This window comes from Brevibacterium sp. R8603A2 (genome assembly GCF_023072605.1).
Lineage (GTDB): Bacteria > Actinomycetota > Actinomycetes > Actinomycetales > Brevibacteriaceae > Brevibacterium > Brevibacterium pityocampae.
The window spans coordinates 467,658-486,087 of the sequence record NZ_JALLGN010000001.1 but is presented as its reverse complement, the minus strand read 5'-3'; the positions used below and the strand labels follow the sequence as shown (position 1 = coordinate 486,087).

At 69.9% G+C, this 18,430-nt stretch carries 11 protein-coding genes and 2 pseudogenes; 6 read left to right on the top strand and 7 right to left on the bottom strand.

The window, feature by feature from the left end; genetic code table 11:
• Positions 1-11: 11 nt before the first annotated feature.
• Positions 12-1,430 (bottom strand): aminotransferase class V-fold PLP-dependent enzyme, encoded by a 1,419-nt coding sequence (locus tag MTQ12_RS02245; RefSeq protein ID WP_247423590.1) that lies wholly within the window; start codon positions 1,428-1,430, stop codon positions 12-14.
• A 288-nt stretch (positions 1,431-1,718) separates the two neighbouring features.
• On the opposite strand from MTQ12_RS02245, the gene MTQ12_RS02240 reads away from it, so the two are divergent.
• Genes MTQ12_RS02240 through MTQ12_RS02220 form a run of 5 tightly spaced genes read left to right on the top strand, consistent with a single transcriptional unit; the run spans position 1,719 to position 8,320 of the window.
• Positions 1,719-3,278 (top strand): ABC transporter substrate-binding protein, encoded by a 1,560-nt coding sequence (locus tag MTQ12_RS02240; RefSeq protein WP_247423588.1) that lies wholly within the window; start codon positions 1,719-1,721, stop codon positions 3,276-3,278.
• Positions 3,275-4,294 (top strand): ABC transporter permease, encoded by a 1,020-nt coding sequence (locus MTQ12_RS02235; protein ID WP_247423586.1) that lies wholly within the window; start codon positions 3,275-3,277, stop codon positions 4,292-4,294. Before MTQ12_RS02240 ends, MTQ12_RS02235 begins: the two co-directional genes overlap by 4 nt.
• Complete coding sequence (locus tag MTQ12_RS02230) at positions 4,291-6,147, top strand: dipeptide/oligopeptide/nickel ABC transporter permease/ATP-binding protein (RefSeq protein WP_247423584.1); 1,857 nt, start codon at positions 4,291-4,293, stop codon at positions 6,145-6,147. Before MTQ12_RS02235 ends, MTQ12_RS02230 begins: the two co-directional genes overlap by 4 nt.
• Complete coding sequence (locus MTQ12_RS02225; RefSeq protein ID WP_247423582.1) at positions 6,144-7,073, top strand: ATP-binding cassette domain-containing protein; 930 nt, start codon at positions 6,144-6,146, stop codon at positions 7,071-7,073. The genes MTQ12_RS02230 and MTQ12_RS02225 overlap by 4 nt, the downstream gene beginning before the upstream one ends.
• A gap of 11 nt (positions 7,074-7,084) precedes the next feature.
• A complete protein-coding gene (locus MTQ12_RS02220; RefSeq protein ID WP_247423579.1) occupies positions 7,085-8,320 on the top strand; it encodes an LLM class flavin-dependent oxidoreductase in 1,236 nt (411 codons plus the stop codon).
• A 218-nt stretch (positions 8,321-8,538) separates the two neighbouring features.
• On the opposite strand, the gene MTQ12_RS02215 is transcribed toward MTQ12_RS02220, so the two are convergent.
• Entirely contained in the window at positions 8,539-9,756 is a 1,218-nt protein-coding gene (locus MTQ12_RS02215; RefSeq protein WP_247423577.1) for a cobalamin-independent methionine synthase II family protein, read from the bottom strand.
• 417 nt (positions 9,757-10,173) lie between these two features.
• Here MTQ12_RS02215 and MTQ12_RS02210 point away from each other — a divergent pair, with 417 nt between their 5' ends.
• A complete protein-coding gene (locus tag MTQ12_RS02210) occupies positions 10,174-11,760 on the top strand; it encodes a ribonuclease J (RefSeq protein ID WP_247423575.1) in 1,587 nt (528 codons plus the stop codon).
• Here the strand turns inward: MTQ12_RS02210 and purU are convergent.
• The 5 genes and pseudogenes from purU to MTQ12_RS02185 form a co-directional block, all read right to left on the bottom strand.
• Entirely contained in the window at positions 11,715-12,662 is a 948-nt protein-coding gene (gene purU, locus MTQ12_RS02205) for a formyltetrahydrofolate deformylase (RefSeq protein WP_247423573.1), read from the bottom strand. The genes MTQ12_RS02210 and purU overlap by 46 nt on opposite strands.
• 2 nt (positions 12,663-12,664) lie before the next feature.
• Positions 12,665-13,030 (bottom strand): annotated as a pseudogene (locus MTQ12_RS02200) (sarcosine oxidase subunit gamma family protein); the annotation flags it as partial.
• Between the two features lie 483 nt (positions 13,031-13,513).
• A pseudogene (locus tag MTQ12_RS02195) lies at positions 13,514-16,609 on the bottom strand (FAD-dependent oxidoreductase); the annotation flags it as partial.
• Complete coding sequence (locus tag MTQ12_RS15120) at positions 16,606-17,109, bottom strand: sarcosine oxidase subunit delta family protein (protein WP_345029449.1); 504 nt, start codon at positions 17,107-17,109, stop codon at positions 16,606-16,608. The pseudogene MTQ12_RS02195 and the gene MTQ12_RS15120, both read right to left, overlap by 4 nt.
• A 31-nt stretch (positions 17,110-17,140) precedes the next feature.
• Positions 17,141-18,358: a sarcosine oxidase subunit beta family protein gene (locus MTQ12_RS02185; protein WP_247423571.1), complete on the bottom strand. Its 1,218-nt coding sequence runs from the start codon at positions 18,356-18,358 to the stop codon at positions 17,141-17,143.
• Positions 18,359-18,430 lie beyond the last annotated feature (72 nt).

The following is an 18,430-nucleotide window of genomic DNA, read 5'->3' as shown; positions in this document are numbered from 1 at the left end:
TCAGTGGGGCTTCAGTGAGCCAGGGCGGGGGAGTGGTCGGTGGCCGAGGCGGCCGCAGCCGGAGTGAGGGCCGCCAATGCGGCGGCGAGGTCACGGCGCAGATCCGCCGGATCCTCGAGCCCGATCGACAGGCGGACAGTGGTGAGATCGATTCCGGCCCCAGCCCGGCCCGCCTCGTCGAGGCGCGAGTGCGTCATGGTCGCGGGGTGGACGACTAGCGAGTGGGTGTCGCCGATGTTGGCCACGAGCGCGAACAGCTCGAGCGCATCGACGAAGGTCTCCACCTGAACCGGGTCGACGGCGAGGTCGAAGGCGAAGACGCTGCCGAGGCCTTCGGGCAGCAGCCGGCCGGCCAGCGCGTGCTCGGGGTGGCCGGGCAGCCCCGGATGATGGACTCGTGCGACCTGCGGCTGCTCGACGAGGAACTCCGCAAGCTCGAATGCCGTCTGCGTCTGACGCCGGATCCGCAGCTCCAGGGTCTCGATGCCCTGGATGATCTGTGCGGCGTTGAACGGTGACAGCGTCGGACCGAGGTCATGGACGGCCTTGGCGCGTGCCAGCACGAGGAACGGCGTGCGGCCGCCGCTGCCGTCGAACTCCTCGGTGAACACGATGTCGCCGAACCGGTGGTAGGGCCGGGTGAGCCGGGGCCAGCGGGGCGCCTCGGCGGTGAAGTCGAAGGTGCCCGCGTCGACGATCACGCCTGCGATCGAGGTGCCGTGCCCGCCGAGATATTTGGTCGCCGAATGGACCACGATGTCGGCGCCCAGCTCGATGGGCCGGAGCAGGACGGGGGTGGCCATCGTGTTGTCGATGACCACTGGCACGCCTCGGGAGTGGGCGAGATCCGCGATCGCGGCGATGTCGGGCACCGTGAGGATCGGGTTGCCGATCGACTCGAGGAAGACTGCGCGGGTGGTTTCGCGCAGCGCGGCCTCCCACGCCGCGAGGTCGAGCGGGTCGACGAACGTCACCTCGATGCCGAGGTCCGCGAAGGTGTCACCCAGCAGGTCGCTGGTACCGCCGTACAGCTTGTTCGACGCCACGATGTGGTGAGGCATGCCCGGCCCGCGCGCCGAGCCCGGCCCGGCGGCGGCGACCAGGGTGAGGAGCGCGACGGCCACGGCCGCCTGCCCGGAGCCCAGGGCGACTGCTCCCGCGCCCCCTTCGAGATCCGCCACCCGCCGCTCGAGGACGGCGTTGGTGGGGTTGCCGTTGCGGCTGTAGATGTTGCCGGGGCGGCGCAGCGCGAAGGTGTCGCGGGCGGCGGCAAAGCTCTCGAACTCATATGCGGCTGACTGGTAGATCGGCACGGCGACCGTGTTCTGGGGTGTCCCCGGGGTATAGCCGACGTGGATCTGCCGGGTCGCCGGAGCGAGCCCGGCGCCGGCCGGCGTGTTTTCTGACCCTGCTCGGGCGATGGCTGACATGGTGCGTCCTCTCGTGTGTCTGCAGTCATAGTCGGGCACGCTCAGCCGCGGGGTCGAATCGTCGTTGCGGATTGTGAACTTCCGCGTCAGCCCGTGAACGTGCGCGATGCAGTGTGACCGGCGGCACGGTCTCCGGCGGGCGGACGTGCCACCGTGACCATCAAATCCAGCTCCGAACGACGCCCGGATTCAGCACGACGCCCGCACTCCCGGATTCAGCACATTGGATTCCAGGGCCGAGCAGAACCCGCCGTGCTTCCGCGATCACGATCACCACGAGGAGGGTCCATGTCCCAGCAGCTGATATCCCGCAGCGCCTTCGCCCGCCTGTCCGCGGCGGTGATCGGCACCGCCCTGCTCGGTGCCGGGTGTGCTCCGCCCCGGCAGCAGGTGAGCGCGGCCGGCGAGGCGGGGGACGGGCAGCTGGGCCGGCTCACCTGGGGCTGGCGGCTGCCGACCACGTGGGATTCCGCGAAGGGGATCGGCTACGACGTGCATGTCCTGTCGCTGGTCTACTCCGGGCTGACCCGGTTGGGTCCGGACGGTGCGCTGCAGCCGGACCTCGCCGAGTCCTGGACCTACAACGGCACCGGCGACGCTGTCACCTTCCATCTGCGCCCGAACCTGACCTACAGCGACGGCACCCCGGTCGACGCCGCAGCCGTCAAGGCCGGCCTCGAACGCAGCCGGGACCTGCCCGGTGCGACGAGCGGGCAATCCCTGGCGATCATCCAGGACATCACCGCGGACTCCGCCACCGATGTCACGCTCCACCTGGCCGAGGTCAGCTATCAGCTGCCCCTGCTGCTCGCAGGACTCATCGGCCATCTCGTGTCCCCGGCCGCGATCGAATCAGGGGCTGAGCTCAACATCGCGCCGGTGGGTGCCGGCCCATTCGTGCTCGCCGAGTACGTGCCGGGCTCGCACGCCACACTGCGCCGCAACCCGAATCACTGGAACGCCGCGGAGATCCTCCTCGACGAGCTGCAGGTGGTGCCCCGCCCCGCTGAAGCGGTTGCCTACGCCGGGCTCCGCTCCGGCCAATACGACCTCGCCCACGTCGACGACTCCCAGATCCTTCCCCTCGAGCAGTCCGGGTTCTCCGTGATTGGCGGCACCTGCTTCAACGTCCACACCATCGAGGTCAACAATCGGCACGCTCCCTTCGACGATCCCCGCGTCGTCGAGGCCTTCAACCGCGCCATCGACCGGGAGGGGATCATCGAAGGTCCGCTGTTCGGCCACGGGGAGCCGGACTGGCAGCCCTTCTCCCGCGGCGTGCAGGGCTACGACCCCGAACTCCACCGGCGCTGGGACCACAACCCGGAGGAGGCCCACCGCCTGCTCGCCGAGGCGGGCCACCCCGACGGCATCTCCGTCACGTTCCACGTCATCGGGGATGCCGGCAACGACACCAGCCGGAAGATCGCCGAGGCGGTCCAGGCCCAGGTGACCGAAGCCGGCTTCGACCTACGCCTGGAGATCGCTCCGCCGGGCGCCGGCCAGAAGGCCGCCCACTCGTACACGCTCTACATGTACTCGTTCTCCGGCCGGGAGTCTCCGGTGCAGGCGCTCGAGGTGCTCTACAGCGAGGGCGGCTGGATGAACATCTCCCAGCAGGCCCCCGAGGAGTTCACAACTGCACTCGAGCGGGTGCGCCGCACCCCGCTAGAGTCACCCGACTACCTGCCGCATCTGCAGGCAGCCACCCGCGCTGCCGTCAGCGGGGCCTCACCGCACGCGTGGCTCGTCAACTGGAACCGCGCGCACGCGCTGAACGACCGCGTCACGGGCTTCACGCACTGCATCCACACCCAGCGATTCGAAGGAGTGGGGGTCCGCTCATGAGCGCTGCAATCTGGGTGCTGCACGGCCTGGGCCGCGCCGTGCCGGTGCTGTTCGCCACTGCGGGGATCACCTTCCTGCTGAGCGCGTTCGCCAAGCAGGAGCCGGCCGATATCCTCCTCGGCGAGGCCGCCACCCCCGAAGCCGTCGCGGAGCTCAACCACGAGCTCGGTCGCGACCGCCCCCTCCTCGTCCAGTTCGGATCCTGGATCGCCCAGGCGGTGCAGGGCGACCTCGGCACCAGTTGGTTCACCGGCATCCCGGTGCTGACGACGATCACGGACCGGATGCCGGTGAGCCTGTCCATCGCGGGACTGGCCCTGGTGATCGCCGTGGTGCTGGGCGCCTCGGCGGGGATCGCGGCAGCCCTGCTGCGCGACAGCTGGGTCGACCGCCTGGTGACGCTGGCAGCATCCACGCTGGCCACGCTGCCGCCGTTCGTGGTGTCGATCGGCCTGATCCTGTTGTTCGGGGTGGCGCTGCCCTTCCTTCCCACCGGCGGCTATGTGCCCTTCGAGCGGAGCCCGGGCGGCTGGCTGGCGTCGATCATCCTGCCGGCGATCGCCCTGTCGCTCGAGGCGGCCGCCGACATCGCACGTCAGCTGCGCACCGCGCTCGTGCGGACGTACGAGGAGAACCTCGTGATCGGCGCCCGCCTGCGCGGGCTGTCCCCGGCTCGGATCCTGTTCCGGCACGCGCTGCCCCACGCCTCCGGACCTGCGCTGGCAGCACTGGGGATCCAGGTGCCGCGGCTGATCGGCGGAGCGATCATCGCCGAGCAGATCTTCTCCCTGCCGGGACTCGGCCTGATGGCGTACGACGGCGCGATGCAGGGGGACCAGCCCGTGGTGCTCGGCGCGGTCATGGTGACCGTCGTCGTGGTGCTCATCAGCACGCTCATCGTCGACCTGCTCATCCTCGCGCTGAATCCCGCGGCCCGGACCACCCCGGCCCGGACCACCCCGGCTCAGGCAACCCCGGCCCGGACCACCCCCGCCACCGAGAGGAGCTCCCTGTGATCGCCGTCCGAACTCTGCTGAGCCGCCCCACCGCGGCCGTCGCGCTCGCGGTGCTGATCCTCGTGGCCGTGGTCACCGCGTTGGGCTCCGTGCTCGCTCCCTCCGATCCGCTCGCCCAGGACACCTCGCAGGTCCTGGCGGCGCCCTCAGCGGCGCACTGGCTGGGCACCGACTACCTCGGCCGCGACATCCTCTCCCGACTGCTGGCCGGCACACGGCTGTCGGTGCTCGCCGCGCTCGAGGCGGTCGTCATCGCGCTGCTGCTCGGCACGGTTTCCGCCGTGGCATCGGTGTTCGCCCCACGCGGGATCCGCTGGGTGCTCGAGCGGGTGTTCGACTCGTTCATGGCGCTGCCCTTCATCACCTTCGCCGTCGCGATCGGCGCGCTGCTGGGCAACAGCATCCACGCGGCGATGGTCGCCGTGGGCATCCTCGCCTCCCCGACCTTCTTCCGGGTGGTCCGGGCTGTCGTCATCGAGATCGCGCATACCCAGTACGTGGATGCCGCGCGACTGTTCAGCGTTCCGATTCCCAAGCTCGTACTGGCCCACGTGGTGCCGCGGATCGTGCCGGTGCTGCTGGTGACCTCGGCGAGCGTGCTGGCCGGGAGCCTGCTCGTGGTGGCCAGCCTGACGTTCCTCGGCGTCGGAGTGCAGCCGCCGACTCCGACCTGGGGCGGAATGCTCTCGGCCGACCTTTCCTATCTCGCGATCCGCCCGTTCAATCCGGTCGCGCCCGCGCTGGCGATCATGCTCTCCGTCGCCGCGCTCGGGATCCTCGCCGATCACATCCGGGACCTTCCTGCGCGGGGTGCCGAAGACGAGCCGGCCGGCGAGGGCAGTACCGATGATGCGCCCGTGGACGGGCGGGGGGCCGACGCCGAGGTGATCGACCGGCGAGTGGCAGGCGGTGCACCGGACGATGCACCCGTCCGCGCCTCGCTCTCCGGCCAGGAGCTCTCTCATGCAGGGCCGGGCCCATCGCGCTCCGGCCAGGACCTGGTCAACATCGAGAATCTCCACGTGCAGGCTCCGTCCGGTGCCGAGCTGGTCCGCGGGATCAGCCTGCGGGTGCCGAAGTGCACGAGCGTGGGCATCCTCGGCGAGTCAGGTTCCGGCAAGTCGATGACCTGCAAGGCGCTGCTCGGCGTGCTGCCCGATGGAGTGGCTATGACGGAGGGCAGGATCTCCTTCGACGGCACGGACCTTGTCAACCGGGCCGGCGCCTCGGCGAAGAACCAGTGGCAGGACCTTCACGGCAAGCGGATCGGCGCGGTGTTCCAGGACCCGGCCACCTGGTTCAGCCCGCACTTGACTGTCGGCTCGCAGGTCGACGAGGCGCTGCGCAGTGCTCTCGGGCTCAGTCGGAAGGCCGCAGCTGCCCGCCGTGCCGAGCTCTTCTCCCACGTCGGGCTGCAGGACCCCGAACGGGTGGCGGGCCAGTACGTGCACGAACTGTCCGGCGGAATGCTGCAGCGGATCCTGCTGGCGATCGCCGTGAGCGGCGAACCCGACCTGCTCGTTGCTGACGAGGCCACCACGGCCCTCGACGTCACCGTGCAGGCCGAGGTGCTCGCCCTGATCCGGCGACTGCGCGAATCCCACGACCTCACGGTGCTGATGATCTCCCACGACCTCGCGGTGCTCGCGCACAGCTGCGAATACCTCTACGTCTTCCGTGACGGTGAGGTCGTCGAGCACGGGCCGACCGGACAGCTCCTCACCACCCCTCGCCACCCGTACACGCAGACGCTGCTCGCCGACCACAGCCGGTTCGGCATCGAGGCAGTCGCGACGGACCAGTTTCCAGACTCCGACCCGCACCGCAACGACCAGGGGACAATCCGACCATGACGCAGACTCCGACCATTTCGCAGAACCCGACCACCACGCAGACTCCGCTGCCGGACCAGAACTCGGCGGGGACCCCGAGCCCGATCCAGACCGCGAGCCCCAGCCCGAACCGAGAAGGAACGAGAGCCAGACTCGACGCGACTCCCTCGCATTGCACCCCCGTCCTGGCCGTCGAAGACCTGAGCGTCCGATTCGGCCCCCTTGAGGTGCTGCACGGGATCTCCTTCGAGGTCGCCCCCGGCGAGATCGTCGGACTGATCGGCGAGTCCGGCTCGGGCAAGACGACGCTGGGCCGAGCCGTGCTCGGCGCGGTGTCGATCTCCGGGGGCACGCTCGAGGTGGACGGCCAGCGGGTCGAGGGCCTCACGCACCGGCAGTGGCGTCGGTTCCGCCGCGAGGGCCACGCGCAGTACGTGTTCCAGGATCCGCTGCGCAGCCTCGATGCCCGCTTCACGGTCCTGCGCTCCGTGCTCGAAGGTGCGACCGAGACCTTCGGCAAGAACTCCGCCGAGGCGCCCGCCCACCGGGCGCTTCACGCCGTCGGCCTTCCCGCGCAGCTGTGGGGGAGACGGCCCGGCGCGCTGTCGGGCGGCCAGCGGCAAAGAGTCGCGATAGCGCGGGCGCTCGCCGTCCAGCCGCGACTCCTCGTGTGCGATGAGCCGGTGTCGGCCCTCGACGCCTCGAGCCGGAGCGTAGTCGTCGACACGCTGCGCGCCACCGCCGACGCGGGCACTGGAATGCTCCTGATCTCCCACGACCTGTCCTCGCTGGGGTCGATCGCCGACCGGGTGCTCGTGCTCAATGACGGCACGATCGTGGAGTCCGGCCCCGCGGCGGAGGTTCTCGGCGCGCCTCAGCATCCATACACGCGCAAGCTCATCGCCGCGATCCCGACGATCAGCGGCGCAACCGCAACCCCACTCTGAAGGAGACGACAATGGCAGAAATCCTCGGAATGATCTCGTCCCAGCGAGGCTCGGAGACCGACCCGGTCACCGGTCCGGCCGTCGATCCCGGATGGATTCGGGACTTCGCACGTGCCCACGAGGAAGCCGGCTTCGACCGGGTCCTCATCGGATACTCCTCAGCGTCCCCCGACGGGTTCGCGATCGCCTCGGCGGTGCTGCAGGCGACCGAACGCCTCGGCGTGCTCATCGCCCACCGGCCCGGTTTCGTGGCACCCACCGTCCTCGGACGGAAGCTCGCCACGCTCGACCACCTCAGTGGTGGCGGCAGGGTCGCGGTCCACCACATCTCCGGCGGCTCCGATGCCGAGCAGGCCCGCGACGGCGACTATTCGACCAAGCCCGAGCGCTATTCCCGAACAGCCGAATTCATGCAGGTGCTGCGGAAGGCCCTCAACTCGTCCGAGCCCTTCGACTACGCCGGAGACTTCTACCGAGTCGCCGACGCCAACAGCGCGGTGCACCCCGTCCACCCTGGCGGCATCCCGCTGTGGTTCGGCGGGCTGTCGGAGGATGCGGTGCGAGTCGGCGGCGAGCACGCCGATGTCTATGCCCTGTTCGGTGAGCCGAAAGCACAGGTCGCTGATCGCATTGCTGCGATCCGCGCCGTCGCGGAGCGCACCGGCAACCACGGGCTGTCGTTCTCGTTGTCGACCCGTCCGGTCGTCGGGGTGACGGAGGATGAGGCATGGGCCAAAGCCGAGGCCTACCTTGAGCAGGCGGCGCACAACAAGGCCGCCGGCGCCGAGGACAATCCGCTGCGGCTGCGGCACAAGGCCTCCGACGAGCGAACAGCGGAGTCGGCCGATCGACTGCAGCGTCTGGCCCACCAGCGCGACGTCCACGACGAGCGACTGTGGTTCGGCATCACGAAGCTCATGGGGCCGCAGGGCAACTCGAGTGGTCATGTGGGAACGGGCCAGCAGGTGGCCGACTCGCTGCTCGAGTACTGGCATCTGGGAGTGCAGAACTTCCTGATCCGCGGATTCGATCAGCTCGGGGACGTCCAGGATTGGGGCGAGCACCTGATTCCACATCTGCGGGCGGGAATCGTGGCGCGGCTCAGCGTGGGCTGCGGTGCCGGCAACGGCGTCGCTGCTGACAGCAGCAACCCGGGCAGTGCCATCGTCGGCAGCAGTGCTGGTGCCGGCAGCCGCGCCAGTGTCGACAGCAGTGCCAGGACCGCATCCGCTGGGCTGCGTTCCTGAGGCTACCGGCCCTGTCCTCAGTCGAGACTGAAGTCCCGAGATCGATTCTTGGATTTCGGGACTTCAGTCTCGACCCAGCGTGCCGGGGTCGCGACCGAACCCCGGAAGAGCTGACACCACCCGCAACGCCTGAGGCGGCGGCCGGAGAAGAACTCCGGCCGCCGCCTCAGGCGCTGCGCCGCTGCCGTGGGATTCAGACCCGCGACAGCGGCTGCCCGTCAGACCACAGCCCGCTGGCGCAGACGCTGCGTGGCGATCTCCGCGCCCTGCGTCAGCGACTCGAGCTTGGCCAGTGCGATCTCCGGGTGGACGCGTCCACCCAGACCGCAGTCGGTGGAGGCGACGACATTCTCGGGCCCGACGAGCTCTGCGAATCGGGTGATCCGATCGGCGACGAGCTCGGGGTGTTCGACGACGTTCGTCGAATGGGACACGATGCCGGGGATGATGTACTTGCCATCCGGAAGAGTCGTCTCCTGCCAGATCTTCCACTCGTGCTCGTGACGTACGTTCGCCGCCTCGAAGGTGATCCCGGCAGCGTTGATGGTCAGGACCTGATCGACGATCGCCGAGAACGGCAGATCGGTGACGTGCGGTCCATGCCAGGATCCCCAGCAGGTGTGAATTCGGACCTGCTGCGGGTCGATGCCGCGCAGGGCGTGGTTGAGGGCGTCGATGCTCAGCTGCGTGAACGTGCGGTAGTCCGCGATCGAAGGCTCGGGGTTGATCTGGTCGAAGTTCTCCGCCAGTGAGGGGTCGTCGATCTGCACGATGAGGCCCGCCTCGGTGATCGCCAGGTACTCCTCGCGGAGAACGTCGGCCCAGGCCCACACGAAGTCCTCATAGCTCTCATAGTGCTTGTTCTCGATCCGCGCCGCCGAGGCGGGCGACAGCGAGTTGAGGAACCCGCGGGCAGGGTCGTACCCGGCGGCTTCCAGGCCCTTCTTGACGTTGGCGATGTCGCGCTTGACCTGTTCGTGGCCGATGTAGGAGATCGGACCGACGGCCTGCGGGAACCCCGGTAGTGTGCCGGTGTCGGTGCCGGCGGTCGGATCGCTGTAGGCGGCGGGGAAGAGGTTCCGGTCGCGACGGTCCTGGAAGCTGGTCAGGCGCACGTTGCCCGGCTCGCTCCGCGGGGCGGGCGACTCCCACAGGCCCTGGCCTGAGATCTTCAGGCCGCCGGTGCGGTTGAAGGAGTAGTGCCACCACGCGCCGTAGTCGAACTGCGCGGCCATGTCGTGGCCGAACTCGCCGTCGTTCGGCTCGGTGATGCCGAGATCCTTCTGCTTCTGCACGATGTCGACGACGCTGGCTTCGAGGAGGTCGCCGAACTCTGCGTCCGACACCGCTGCGTCAGCCTTGGCGGCGTTGGCATCGATGAGCTTGGGGGTGCGCGGCAGCGACCCGGCGTGCGAAGTGCGAATTTCTGCGGACATGTCTGTCTCCTTCAACCCGGTTACCCGGCTAGGTTTTTCGTGGGTAGGACCAGATCAGCACGAAACGCGGTGCTCCGACGCGAAGGCCGTCACATGCTGACGCCCGATTTCACACGACGACACACCCCGCAATGGAGCGACTCGGAACAGGCATGCGGGAGCGAGGTCTGCAGAATCACCACTCCTGAACTCTCGACCGGCGGTCGCAGGTACGATCGATGCAGACTTCCCGCTCGGCGCTCACTCTTCGGCCGGCCGCGGGTCCCAAGACATTGCACCACCCCACTGTTTCCCCACCGATGATGAAAGCGTGATTCTTTGGCTCGTTCCTCCCGCAATCAGACGTCCCCGCCCGCCCTCACACCAGGGGGCCTGAGGATCACCCCGCTGGGTGGCCTGGGTGAGATCGGGCGCAACATGACCGTCTTCGAACACGAGGGCAAGCTCCTCATCGTCGACTGCGGGGTGCTGTTCCCCGAAGAGCACCAGCCCGGCATCGACGTGATCCTGCCCGACTTCACCTCCATCCGCCACCGGCTCCAGGATGTGGTGGGCATCGTGCTCACGCACGGCCATGAGGACCACATCGGCGGAGTGCCGTACCTGCTCAAGGAGCGGCCGGACATCCCGCTGATCGGCTCGCAGCTGACCCTGGCCTTCATCACGGCCAAGCTCACCGAGCACCGGATCACTCCCTCCACCGTCCACGTCGAGGCCGAGGACACCCACAAGGTCGGACCCTTCGAGCTGGAATTCGTCGCGGTCAACCACTCGATTCCGGACAGCCTTGCTGTGGCCATCCGCACTCGTGCCGGGCTCGTGCTGCACACCGGCGACTTCAAGATGGACCAGTTCCCGCTGGACAACCGGATCACCGACCTGCGGCATTTCGCTCGGTTGGGCGAGGAGGGTGTCGACCTCTTCCTCACCGACTCCACCAACGCCGAGGTGCCCGGCTTCACCGTCTCCGAGCGCGAGCTCAACCCCGCGATCGAGAAGGTGTTCGCCACCGCTCCCAAGCGGATCATCGTCTCCAGCTTCGCCAGCCACGTCCACCGGATCCAGCAGGTCCTCGACGCCGCCCATGCCAGTGGTCGGAAGGTCGCGTTCGTGGGCCGCTCGATGGTCAGGAACATGGGCATCGCCCGTGAGCTGGGATATCTGAAGATCCCGCGCGGCCTGATCGTGAACTTCAAGAAGCTGCAGTCGATGCCCGACAACAAGATCGCGCTGGTGTGCACCGGCTCGCAGGGTGAGCCGATGGCGGCGCTGTCGCGCATGGCGTCCGGGACCCACCAGATCAAGCTCGATCGGGACGACACCGTCCTGATGGCCAGCTCGATGGTCCCCGGCAATGAGAACGCCATCTACGGAATCATCAACAAGTTCACCGACCTCGGAGTCAAGGTCGTGCACAAGGGCAACGCCCAGGTCCACGTGTCCGGTCATGCCTCGGCCGGAGAGCTCGTCTACTGCTACAACATCGTGCGACCCACGCATGTGATGCCGGTGCACGGGGAGTCGAAGCACCTCCACGCCAACGCCGAGCTCGCCGCGAGGACCGGGGCGCCGCGTGAGCGCGTGCTCGTCGTCGGCGACGGCACCACCGTCGATCTCGTCAAGGGCCAGGCCAAGGTCTCGGGCAAGGTCGAGGCCGGGCTGGTCTACGTGGACGGCCACATGGTCGGCAAGGTCACCGAGGAGACGCTCGTCGAGCGCAGGCTGCTCCAGGAGGGCGGCGCGGTGACGATCGTGGCGATCGTCGATCCCGACACGAACACGCTCACCGAACCGCTCGAGTTCATGACCAAGGGCTTCATCCAGGACCCGCAGATCTTCAAGGGCGCCGCGGAGAAGGTCAAGAAGGCCCTCGCCTCGCCTGACGCGTCGAAGATCGACGACATCGACGAGCTCGAGAAGCTCATCGTCGACACCGTGAGCCGCCACCTGGAGCGCGCCTACCGTAGGGCGCCGCTGATCACTGCCGTCGTCATCGACGCCTGATTCGGGCGCTCAGCACGACCGGGTGCTGAGCGCCGGGCCTGCTTCAGCACCACAGTCCGGTTGCCGTTGAGGAAGACACGCCCCTCGCAGTGCCATTTGACCGCGTTCGCCAGCGCCTTGCGCTCGGTGTCGCGGCCGGCGGCGGCGAGGTCGGCGGCGTCGAAGGTGTGGTCGACCTCCACCACCTGCTGAGCGATGATCGGGCCCTCGTCGAGCTCGGCGTTGACGTAGTGGGCGGTGGCGCCGACGGTCTTCACACCCTTCTCGTACGCCTGGTGGTAGGGACGGGCGCCCTTGAAGCTCGGCAGGAACGAGTGATGGATGTTGATGACCTCGCCCGCCATGTCCTCGACGAGCCGGCTGCTGAGCACCTGCATGTACCGGGCCAGCACCACGAGCTCCACGTCGTACCGCTCCCGCAGCTTCAGCAGCTCCGCCTCGGCCTGCGGCTTGGTGGCCGGAGTGACGGGGATGTGGTGGTAGGGGATCCCATGCCATTCGACGAGGTCGCGGTGATCGTCGTGATTGGACACCACGGCCACGACCTCGATCGGCAGCTCGCCCACGCGGGCGCGGAACATCAGGTCATTGAGGCAGTGCTCGGACTTCGACACCATGAGCAGCACGCGCCGCTTCCGGCCCTTCGGCTCCACCGTGAGCTCCGCCCGGTACTGCTCCGCCAGGGGCGCGAATGCCTCCCGCAGCGCCTGTGTCGACACCGCCGAACCACCCTCGCAGGCGAAGTGCACGCGCAGGAAGAAGCGCTGGGAATTCCGGTCGCCGAACTGCTTGAGGTCGATGATCTCCTGGCGCTGCTGGACGAGCACCTCGGTGATCGAGTGGACGACGCCCAGCTTCTCCGGGCAGGCGAAGGTCAGAATGTGCTCAGTGTGGTCCGACATGGTCAAGCTCCTTCCGGCGTCGGATTGAATTCTCGCACGGCGTCGAGGAGCCAGCCCGCCAGATAGTCCGCGAAGGACGACCGCGGCATCAGCCAGTACCTGTCCTCGCCCGTCCGCCACACGATGAGCTGGACCGGTCCCAGCAGCGTCGACACCGCCGCGCCCACGGGGAAGGCCCGCGGATGCAGGTCGACGTGACAGCCCTTCTGCAGCACCTGCAGCGCCTGCGGCCCCACCAGCTCGATGACCGTGCGATTGGCCGACAGCTCGACCACCGAGCCAGGCGCTTCGCCGAGCGCGGTGCGCAGCACCTCGGCCACCGGCTGGTCCGGGCCGGCGACCGCGAGGAACTCGTCGGGCGCCAGCCAGATCATCGCCATTCCCGAGGCGCGAGCCCAGTGCTCTGCGCCCCGCGCCGTTCCGGCCGGACCGGAACCCGCCACGGCGCCCGCCGCCTCGGGAATGGAACCGGCCTCTGACGTGCCGGAGGTGAGTGAGACGCCCGCCGCCTCGGGAGCGGAACCGGCCCCTGACGTGCCGGACGTGAGTGAGACGCCCGCCGCCTCGGGAGCGGTGCCGGTCACCCGACCGACCGTCGCGGGAAGGGGGAGGCCCGCGGCCGTTTCGATGGCGCGTGCCCCGGCTGATCCCGGGCGCACTCGGATCCCGACCATCGTCAGGAACGGCACCTCGCGGAGCCGCACGCCGGCCGCGCCTCCGGCCGCCGCTTCGGTCTGCGCGAGCACGTCGGCGAGGTGGGCGAGCGGACTCCGGCGCACGTTGCGGGGACGCCGGTCCAGGTCGAGGACACTGTCGCGCCGGTCACTCCGGCCGCTCCCCGGCTGCTCCTCCCCATCGCGCCGGCTGCCCGCAGGGTCGTAGAGCACGGGTTCGGCGACGACCACCTCGGCGAGCCGACCGTCGTGGTAGGCCTGCAGCGTCTCGCCGATTCGCGCCCGGCCGTTCTTCACCAGCGCCAGACCGAAGGTGCGCTCGAGTGCTGCGCTGCGGTAGGCGGAGGTGACGTGACCCTCCATCGGCACCGGGTGGGCTTCCGGGGACACCGTCCCAGCCCCTGAGCGCACCCCTGGTGGAATCTCCCTGCCCGCTGTGATCAGCTGCGCGCCCTCGGTCAGTTCCAGGGACCGGTCCACCGGAAGCACGGCGACCAGCTGCTTGCGGTCCTCGCGCAGATTGTCGGCGCGGGAGTACGAGCGCTTGCCGATGAAGTCCTTCTTCGTGGACACGATCCACTCCATCCCGGCGTCCTGCGGAGTGACCGTGCCGTCGGTGTCCTGCCCGACGATGATGAAGCCCTTCTCCGCGCGGAGCACGTGCATGGTCTCCGTGCCGTAGGGGGTGATGTCGAACTCGGCGCCCGCCTGGGCGACGGCATCCCACAGGGCCAGGCCGTGCCACGCCTCGACATTGAGCTCGAAGGCCAGCTCGCCGGAGAACGAGATCCGACACACCCGCGCCGGAATGCCGCCGGCGAGCACCGTGTCGCGGATGTCCATGAAGCGGAACGCCTCCCGGGACACGTCGAGATCCGGAGCCAGTGCGCCGACGACCGCTCGCGACTGCGGGCCGACGACCGCGACGGTGGCGAGCTGTTCGGTCACCGAGGTGCACACGACGTCGAGGTCCGGCCATTCGGTCTGCAGCCATTCCTCGAGCCAGTCGAGGACGGCAGCGGCCCCGCCGGTGGTCGTGGTGAGGACGAAGTGGTCAGCGGCGATCCGGAACACCGTGCCGTCGTCGAAGATCATCCCGTCCGGGGTGCACATCACCCCGTAGCGGGCCCTGCCGATGCCGAGCTTCGTGTAGCCGTTCGTGTAGATCCGGTTGAGGAACTCCGCGGCGTCGGTCCCGCGCACGTCGATCGTGCCGAGCGTCGAGGCGTCCATGAAGCCCACGGACTCCCGGACGGCGGCGCACTCGCGCAGCACCGCGGCATCCATGTCCTCCCCGGGGCGCGGGAAGTACCGGGGGCGCTTCCACTGGCCGACGTCCTCGAACTCCGCGCCGTGGGCCACGTGCCAGGGGTGGATCGAGGTGACCCGGGCGGGTTCGAACAGCTCGCCGCGGCGCCGGCCGGCGAGCGCGGCGAAGGACACCGGGGTGGCCGGGGCCCGGAACCGGGTGGTGCCGATCTCTCCCGGGCCGTCCACCCCGATGATCTGCGCGATGACGCCGATCGCGGCGAGGCCGCTCGTACGGCCCTGGTCGTGCGCGGTGCCGATCGAGGTGTAGCGCTTGATGTGCTCGACGCTGCGCATGCCGGCCCCGGTGGCGCGCAGGATGTCCGCGACGGTCTGGTCGCGCTGGAGATCGACGAAGTGCTCGTCGAGGTCCGCCGGGTCGAAGTCACCGCCGGCGGTGGGATTGAACGGCCCGGCGGGGTTCGCCGGCCCGGCGGGGACGAGCCACAGCGGGCGGACGGGGGCGGTGTCCTGGTCCGGTGTGCCGGTTGCATCGGACTCCGGCGCGTCTGCTGCGGCTGCGGTGTCCGGGTCCGGCTTGCCGGTGGCAACGTACTCCGGCGCACCGACGTCGCTGCCCACCGTCGCCTCGGCGGCGAATCCGGCAGCTGCGGCCGCGCGAGCACCCGCCTTCGCCCCCTCGGCCACCGCCGCTTCGGTGTCGAGGGTGCCGCGGAGCGCCCCGGCGAGGTGCTGGTCGCGGACCGGCGTGCTCGGGACGAACGCCGCGAGCCTCGGGTCCCACACGACCGGGCCGCGCTGGCTGTGGAGGTGCACGGCCGGGCTCCACCCGCCGGACACCGCGAGCGCATCGGCGTCGAACCCGAGCGGCTCACCCACCAGGTCGCCCGCGTCGTCGAGCGCATGGACGATGACGCCGGACAGGTGGCCGTCGGCGTCGCCTGCCGTCTCCGTCACCGCGGAGCCGAGGTGCACCGGGAGGCCGAGCGCGGCGCTCACCCGGGCGGCGGCGGGGCCCGCGGTGGGCCGGGAGTCGACGAGCGCGACGACCTCGACCCCGGCGGCGTGGAGGTCCGCGGCGGCCGCGTAGGCGGAGTCGTTCGTCGTCGCGACGACGACGCGGTGCCCGACGGCAACGCCCCAGCGGTTGAGATAGGCGCGGGCGGCACCGGCGAGCACGATGCCCGGCCGGTCGTTGCCGCGGAACACGATCGGCCGCTCGTGCGCACCGGTGGCGAGCACCACCTGCCGGGCGCGGATGTGATGCACGCGCTCGCGGGAGACGCCGGCGGGCACCGGGCCCGCGAGGTGGTCGGTGCGCCTCTCCACGGCGACGACATGGTTCGAGTCGTAGCTGCCGACGGCGGAGGTGCGCTGCAGGCGGGTCGATTCCGGGGCGGCGTCGAACTCGTCGACGGTCGCGGAGATCCAGTCCGCCGCCGGCCGTCCCGCGACCCGCTCCTCCCGGGTGGACAGCAGTGCGCCACCGGGCTCGGGCTGGTCGTCTGCGAGGACGACGCGCGCCCCGGTGCGGGCGGCCGCCAGGGCCGCGGCCAGCCCGGCGGGCCCGGCGCCGACGACGAGGACGTCGGTATGGATGTGCACGTGGTCGTACTCCGCCTCGTCCGTCCGTGGGTCGAGCACGCCCTGTCCGGAGACCCAGTCGGCCCGTAGGCCCTCGATGAGCTCGACCGTGGTGGCGGTGAGCATCGACTCGTCGACCTCGCCGGGGCGGCGGGCGGCCACGGTGAAGAGGGCGTTGGGTTCCTCGACCCCGGCGGCCATGATGCCGCGCGGGCGGTTCCGGTAGAGGGAGTCGCCGCAGCGGATGAGGCCGGCGCCGAGTGCTGCGGAGGCGAGCGTGTCCCCGGGGTGGCCGGTGAGCGTGCGGCCGGCGAGCTCGAAGGTCAACGCGGTGTCCCGGTCGATCCGGGCGTGCGGGACGGCGGCGGCCGGGAGCCGGTGCGGGCCGCGGGCGGGGCTGTTCGCGGGTGCGGGGGTCATCGCTCGTCTCCCTCGGAGGTCGGGTGGGATGCGGGGGATCCCCCGGGCGCGGCCGGGTCTCCCGCGGCGGACCCGCCGGCCGGCGAGCCCGCTGAGGCGGGAGCCGTGTGGGCGGTGGCGGTCCGGGCGTGGGAGCCGGAGGAGGCGATCGCGCGGGCCGCGGGGTCGCCCTTGGCGTGGTGCGCCGGGGAGAGTGCGGCCGCGGACCCGGGTGGCGCCTCGGCCGCGGTGTCCGGGCGCGGGGCGCCGATCGGGTAGACGGCGGAGATCTCGTAGGTCTCGGTGTCGCGGATGGTGTTGAACCAACGGCGGCAGCCGGCGGTGTGGAGCCAGCGCTCGGCGAGCATGCCGCGCGGGTTGTCGCGGTAGAAGAGGTACTCCGCCCACTCCCGGTCGCTCAGCGCCTCCGGGTCGGCGGGGTAGGGGACGTGGGCCTGCCCGCCGTGGCGGTACTCGGTCTCGTCGCGCGGCCCGCAGTACGGGCATTCGATGAGCAGCATGGGATCTCCGGTGGTCGGGGCGGCGGTGGGGTCAGTGCGCGACGCCGGCGGCGCCGTGCTCGTCGATGAGGTGCCCGGTCTCGAAGCGGTCGAGCGTGAAGGGCGCGTTGAGCGGGTGCGGGCTGCCGGTGGCGATGGTGTGGGCGAAGGTGTACCCGGAGGCCGGGGTGCCCTTGAACCCGCCGGTGCCCCAGCCGGCGTTGACGTAGAACCCCTCGAGCGGGGTGGGGCTGATGATCGGCGAGGCGTCGAGGGTGACGTCGACAATCCCACCCCAGGTGCGGAGCACGTGCGCGCGGGCGAAGATCGGGAACAGCTCGACGGCCGCGGCGAGCTGCTCCTCGATGATGTGGAAGCTCCCGCGACGCCCGAACCCGGTGTAGCCGTCCACCCCGGCGCCCATGACGAGCTCCCCCTTGTGCGCCTGCGAGACGTAGACGTGCACGTGGTTGGACATGACGACCGTGGGGTGGACGGGTTCGAAGAGCTCGGACACGAGCGCCTGGAGCGGGTGGGACTGGATCGGCAGGCGGATGCCCGCGCTCTGTGCGAGGTCCCAGCTGTCCCCGGCGACGGCCATGCCGACGGTGCCGGTGGCGATCCGCCCGCGGTTCGTCTCCACCCCGGTGACGCGGTCTCCTGCGGTGAGGAACCCCTCGACCTCGCAGTTCTGGATGATGTCGACGCCCATCGCATCGCACTGCCGGGCGAGCGCCCAGGCGACGTGGTCGTGCTTGGCGATGCCGCCGCGCGGCTGGTAGGTCGCCCCCATGACGGGGTAGCGGAGGTCGTCGGCGATGTTGATGATCGGGCACAGCTCTTTGACCTGCTGCGGGTCGAGCCATTCGGCGTCGACGCCGTTGAGGACGTTGGCGCCCACCCGGCGGGTGCCCTCGCGGACGTCGCCCAGGGTGTGCGCGAGGTTCATCACGCCGCGCTGGGAGAAGAGGAAGTCGTAGTCGAGGGCGGCCGGCAGCTCCTCCCAGAGCTTGAGCGAGTGCTCGTAGATCGCGGCGGATTCGTCCCACAGGTAGTTCGAGCGGATGATCGCGGTGTTGCGGGCCATGTTGCCCCCGGCCAGCCACCCCTTCTCGAGCACCGCGGTGTTCGTGATGCCGTGATTCACCGCGAGGTAGTAGGCGGTGGCGAGACCGTGTCCGCCGCCGCCGACGATCACCGCGTCGTAGGAGGCGCGCGGTTCGGGATTGCGCCACAGGAAATCGGGATGCTGGGGGAGAGCGTCGGCCATTGCAGGCTCCGATCGGCTGAGGTAGCGTCGACTACTGATATATCAGAGTGCGATCAGCATAGGATCGGGATC

Excerpts from the sequence above, each read along its gene's own strand:
- MTQ12_RS02245 (WP_247423590.1), bottom strand. The coding sequence starts at position 1,430 with ATGTCAGCCATCGCCCGAGCAGGGTCAGAAAACACGCCGGCCGGCGCC.
- MTQ12_RS02240 (WP_247423588.1), top strand. The coding sequence starts at position 1,719 with ATGTCCCAGCAGCTGATATCCCGCAGCGCCTTCGCCCGCCTGTCCGCG.
- MTQ12_RS02235 (WP_247423586.1), top strand. The coding sequence starts at position 3,275 with ATGAGCGCTGCAATCTGGGTGCTGCACGGCCTGGGCCGCGCCGTGCCG.
- MTQ12_RS02225 (WP_247423582.1), top strand. The coding sequence starts at position 6,144 with ATGACGCAGACTCCGACCATTTCGCAGAACCCGACCACCACGCAGACT.
- MTQ12_RS02220 (WP_247423579.1), top strand. The coding sequence starts at position 7,085 with ATGGCAGAAATCCTCGGAATGATCTCGTCCCAGCGAGGCTCGGAGACC.
- MTQ12_RS02215 (WP_247423577.1), bottom strand. The coding sequence starts at position 9,756 with ATGTCCGCAGAAATTCGCACTTCGCACGCCGGGTCGCTGCCGCGCACC.
- MTQ12_RS02210 (WP_247423575.1), top strand. The coding sequence starts at position 10,174 with ATGACCGTCTTCGAACACGAGGGCAAGCTCCTCATCGTCGACTGCGGG.
- purU (WP_247423573.1), bottom strand. The coding sequence starts at position 12,662 with ATGTCGGACCACACTGAGCACATTCTGACCTTCGCCTGCCCGGAGAAG.
- MTQ12_RS15120 (WP_345029449.1), bottom strand. The coding sequence starts at position 17,109 with ATGCTGCTCATCGAATGCCCGTACTGCGGGCCGCGCGACGAGACCGAG.
- MTQ12_RS02185 (WP_247423571.1), bottom strand. The coding sequence starts at position 18,358 with ATGGCCGACGCTCTCCCCCAGCATCCCGATTTCCTGTGGCGCAATCCC.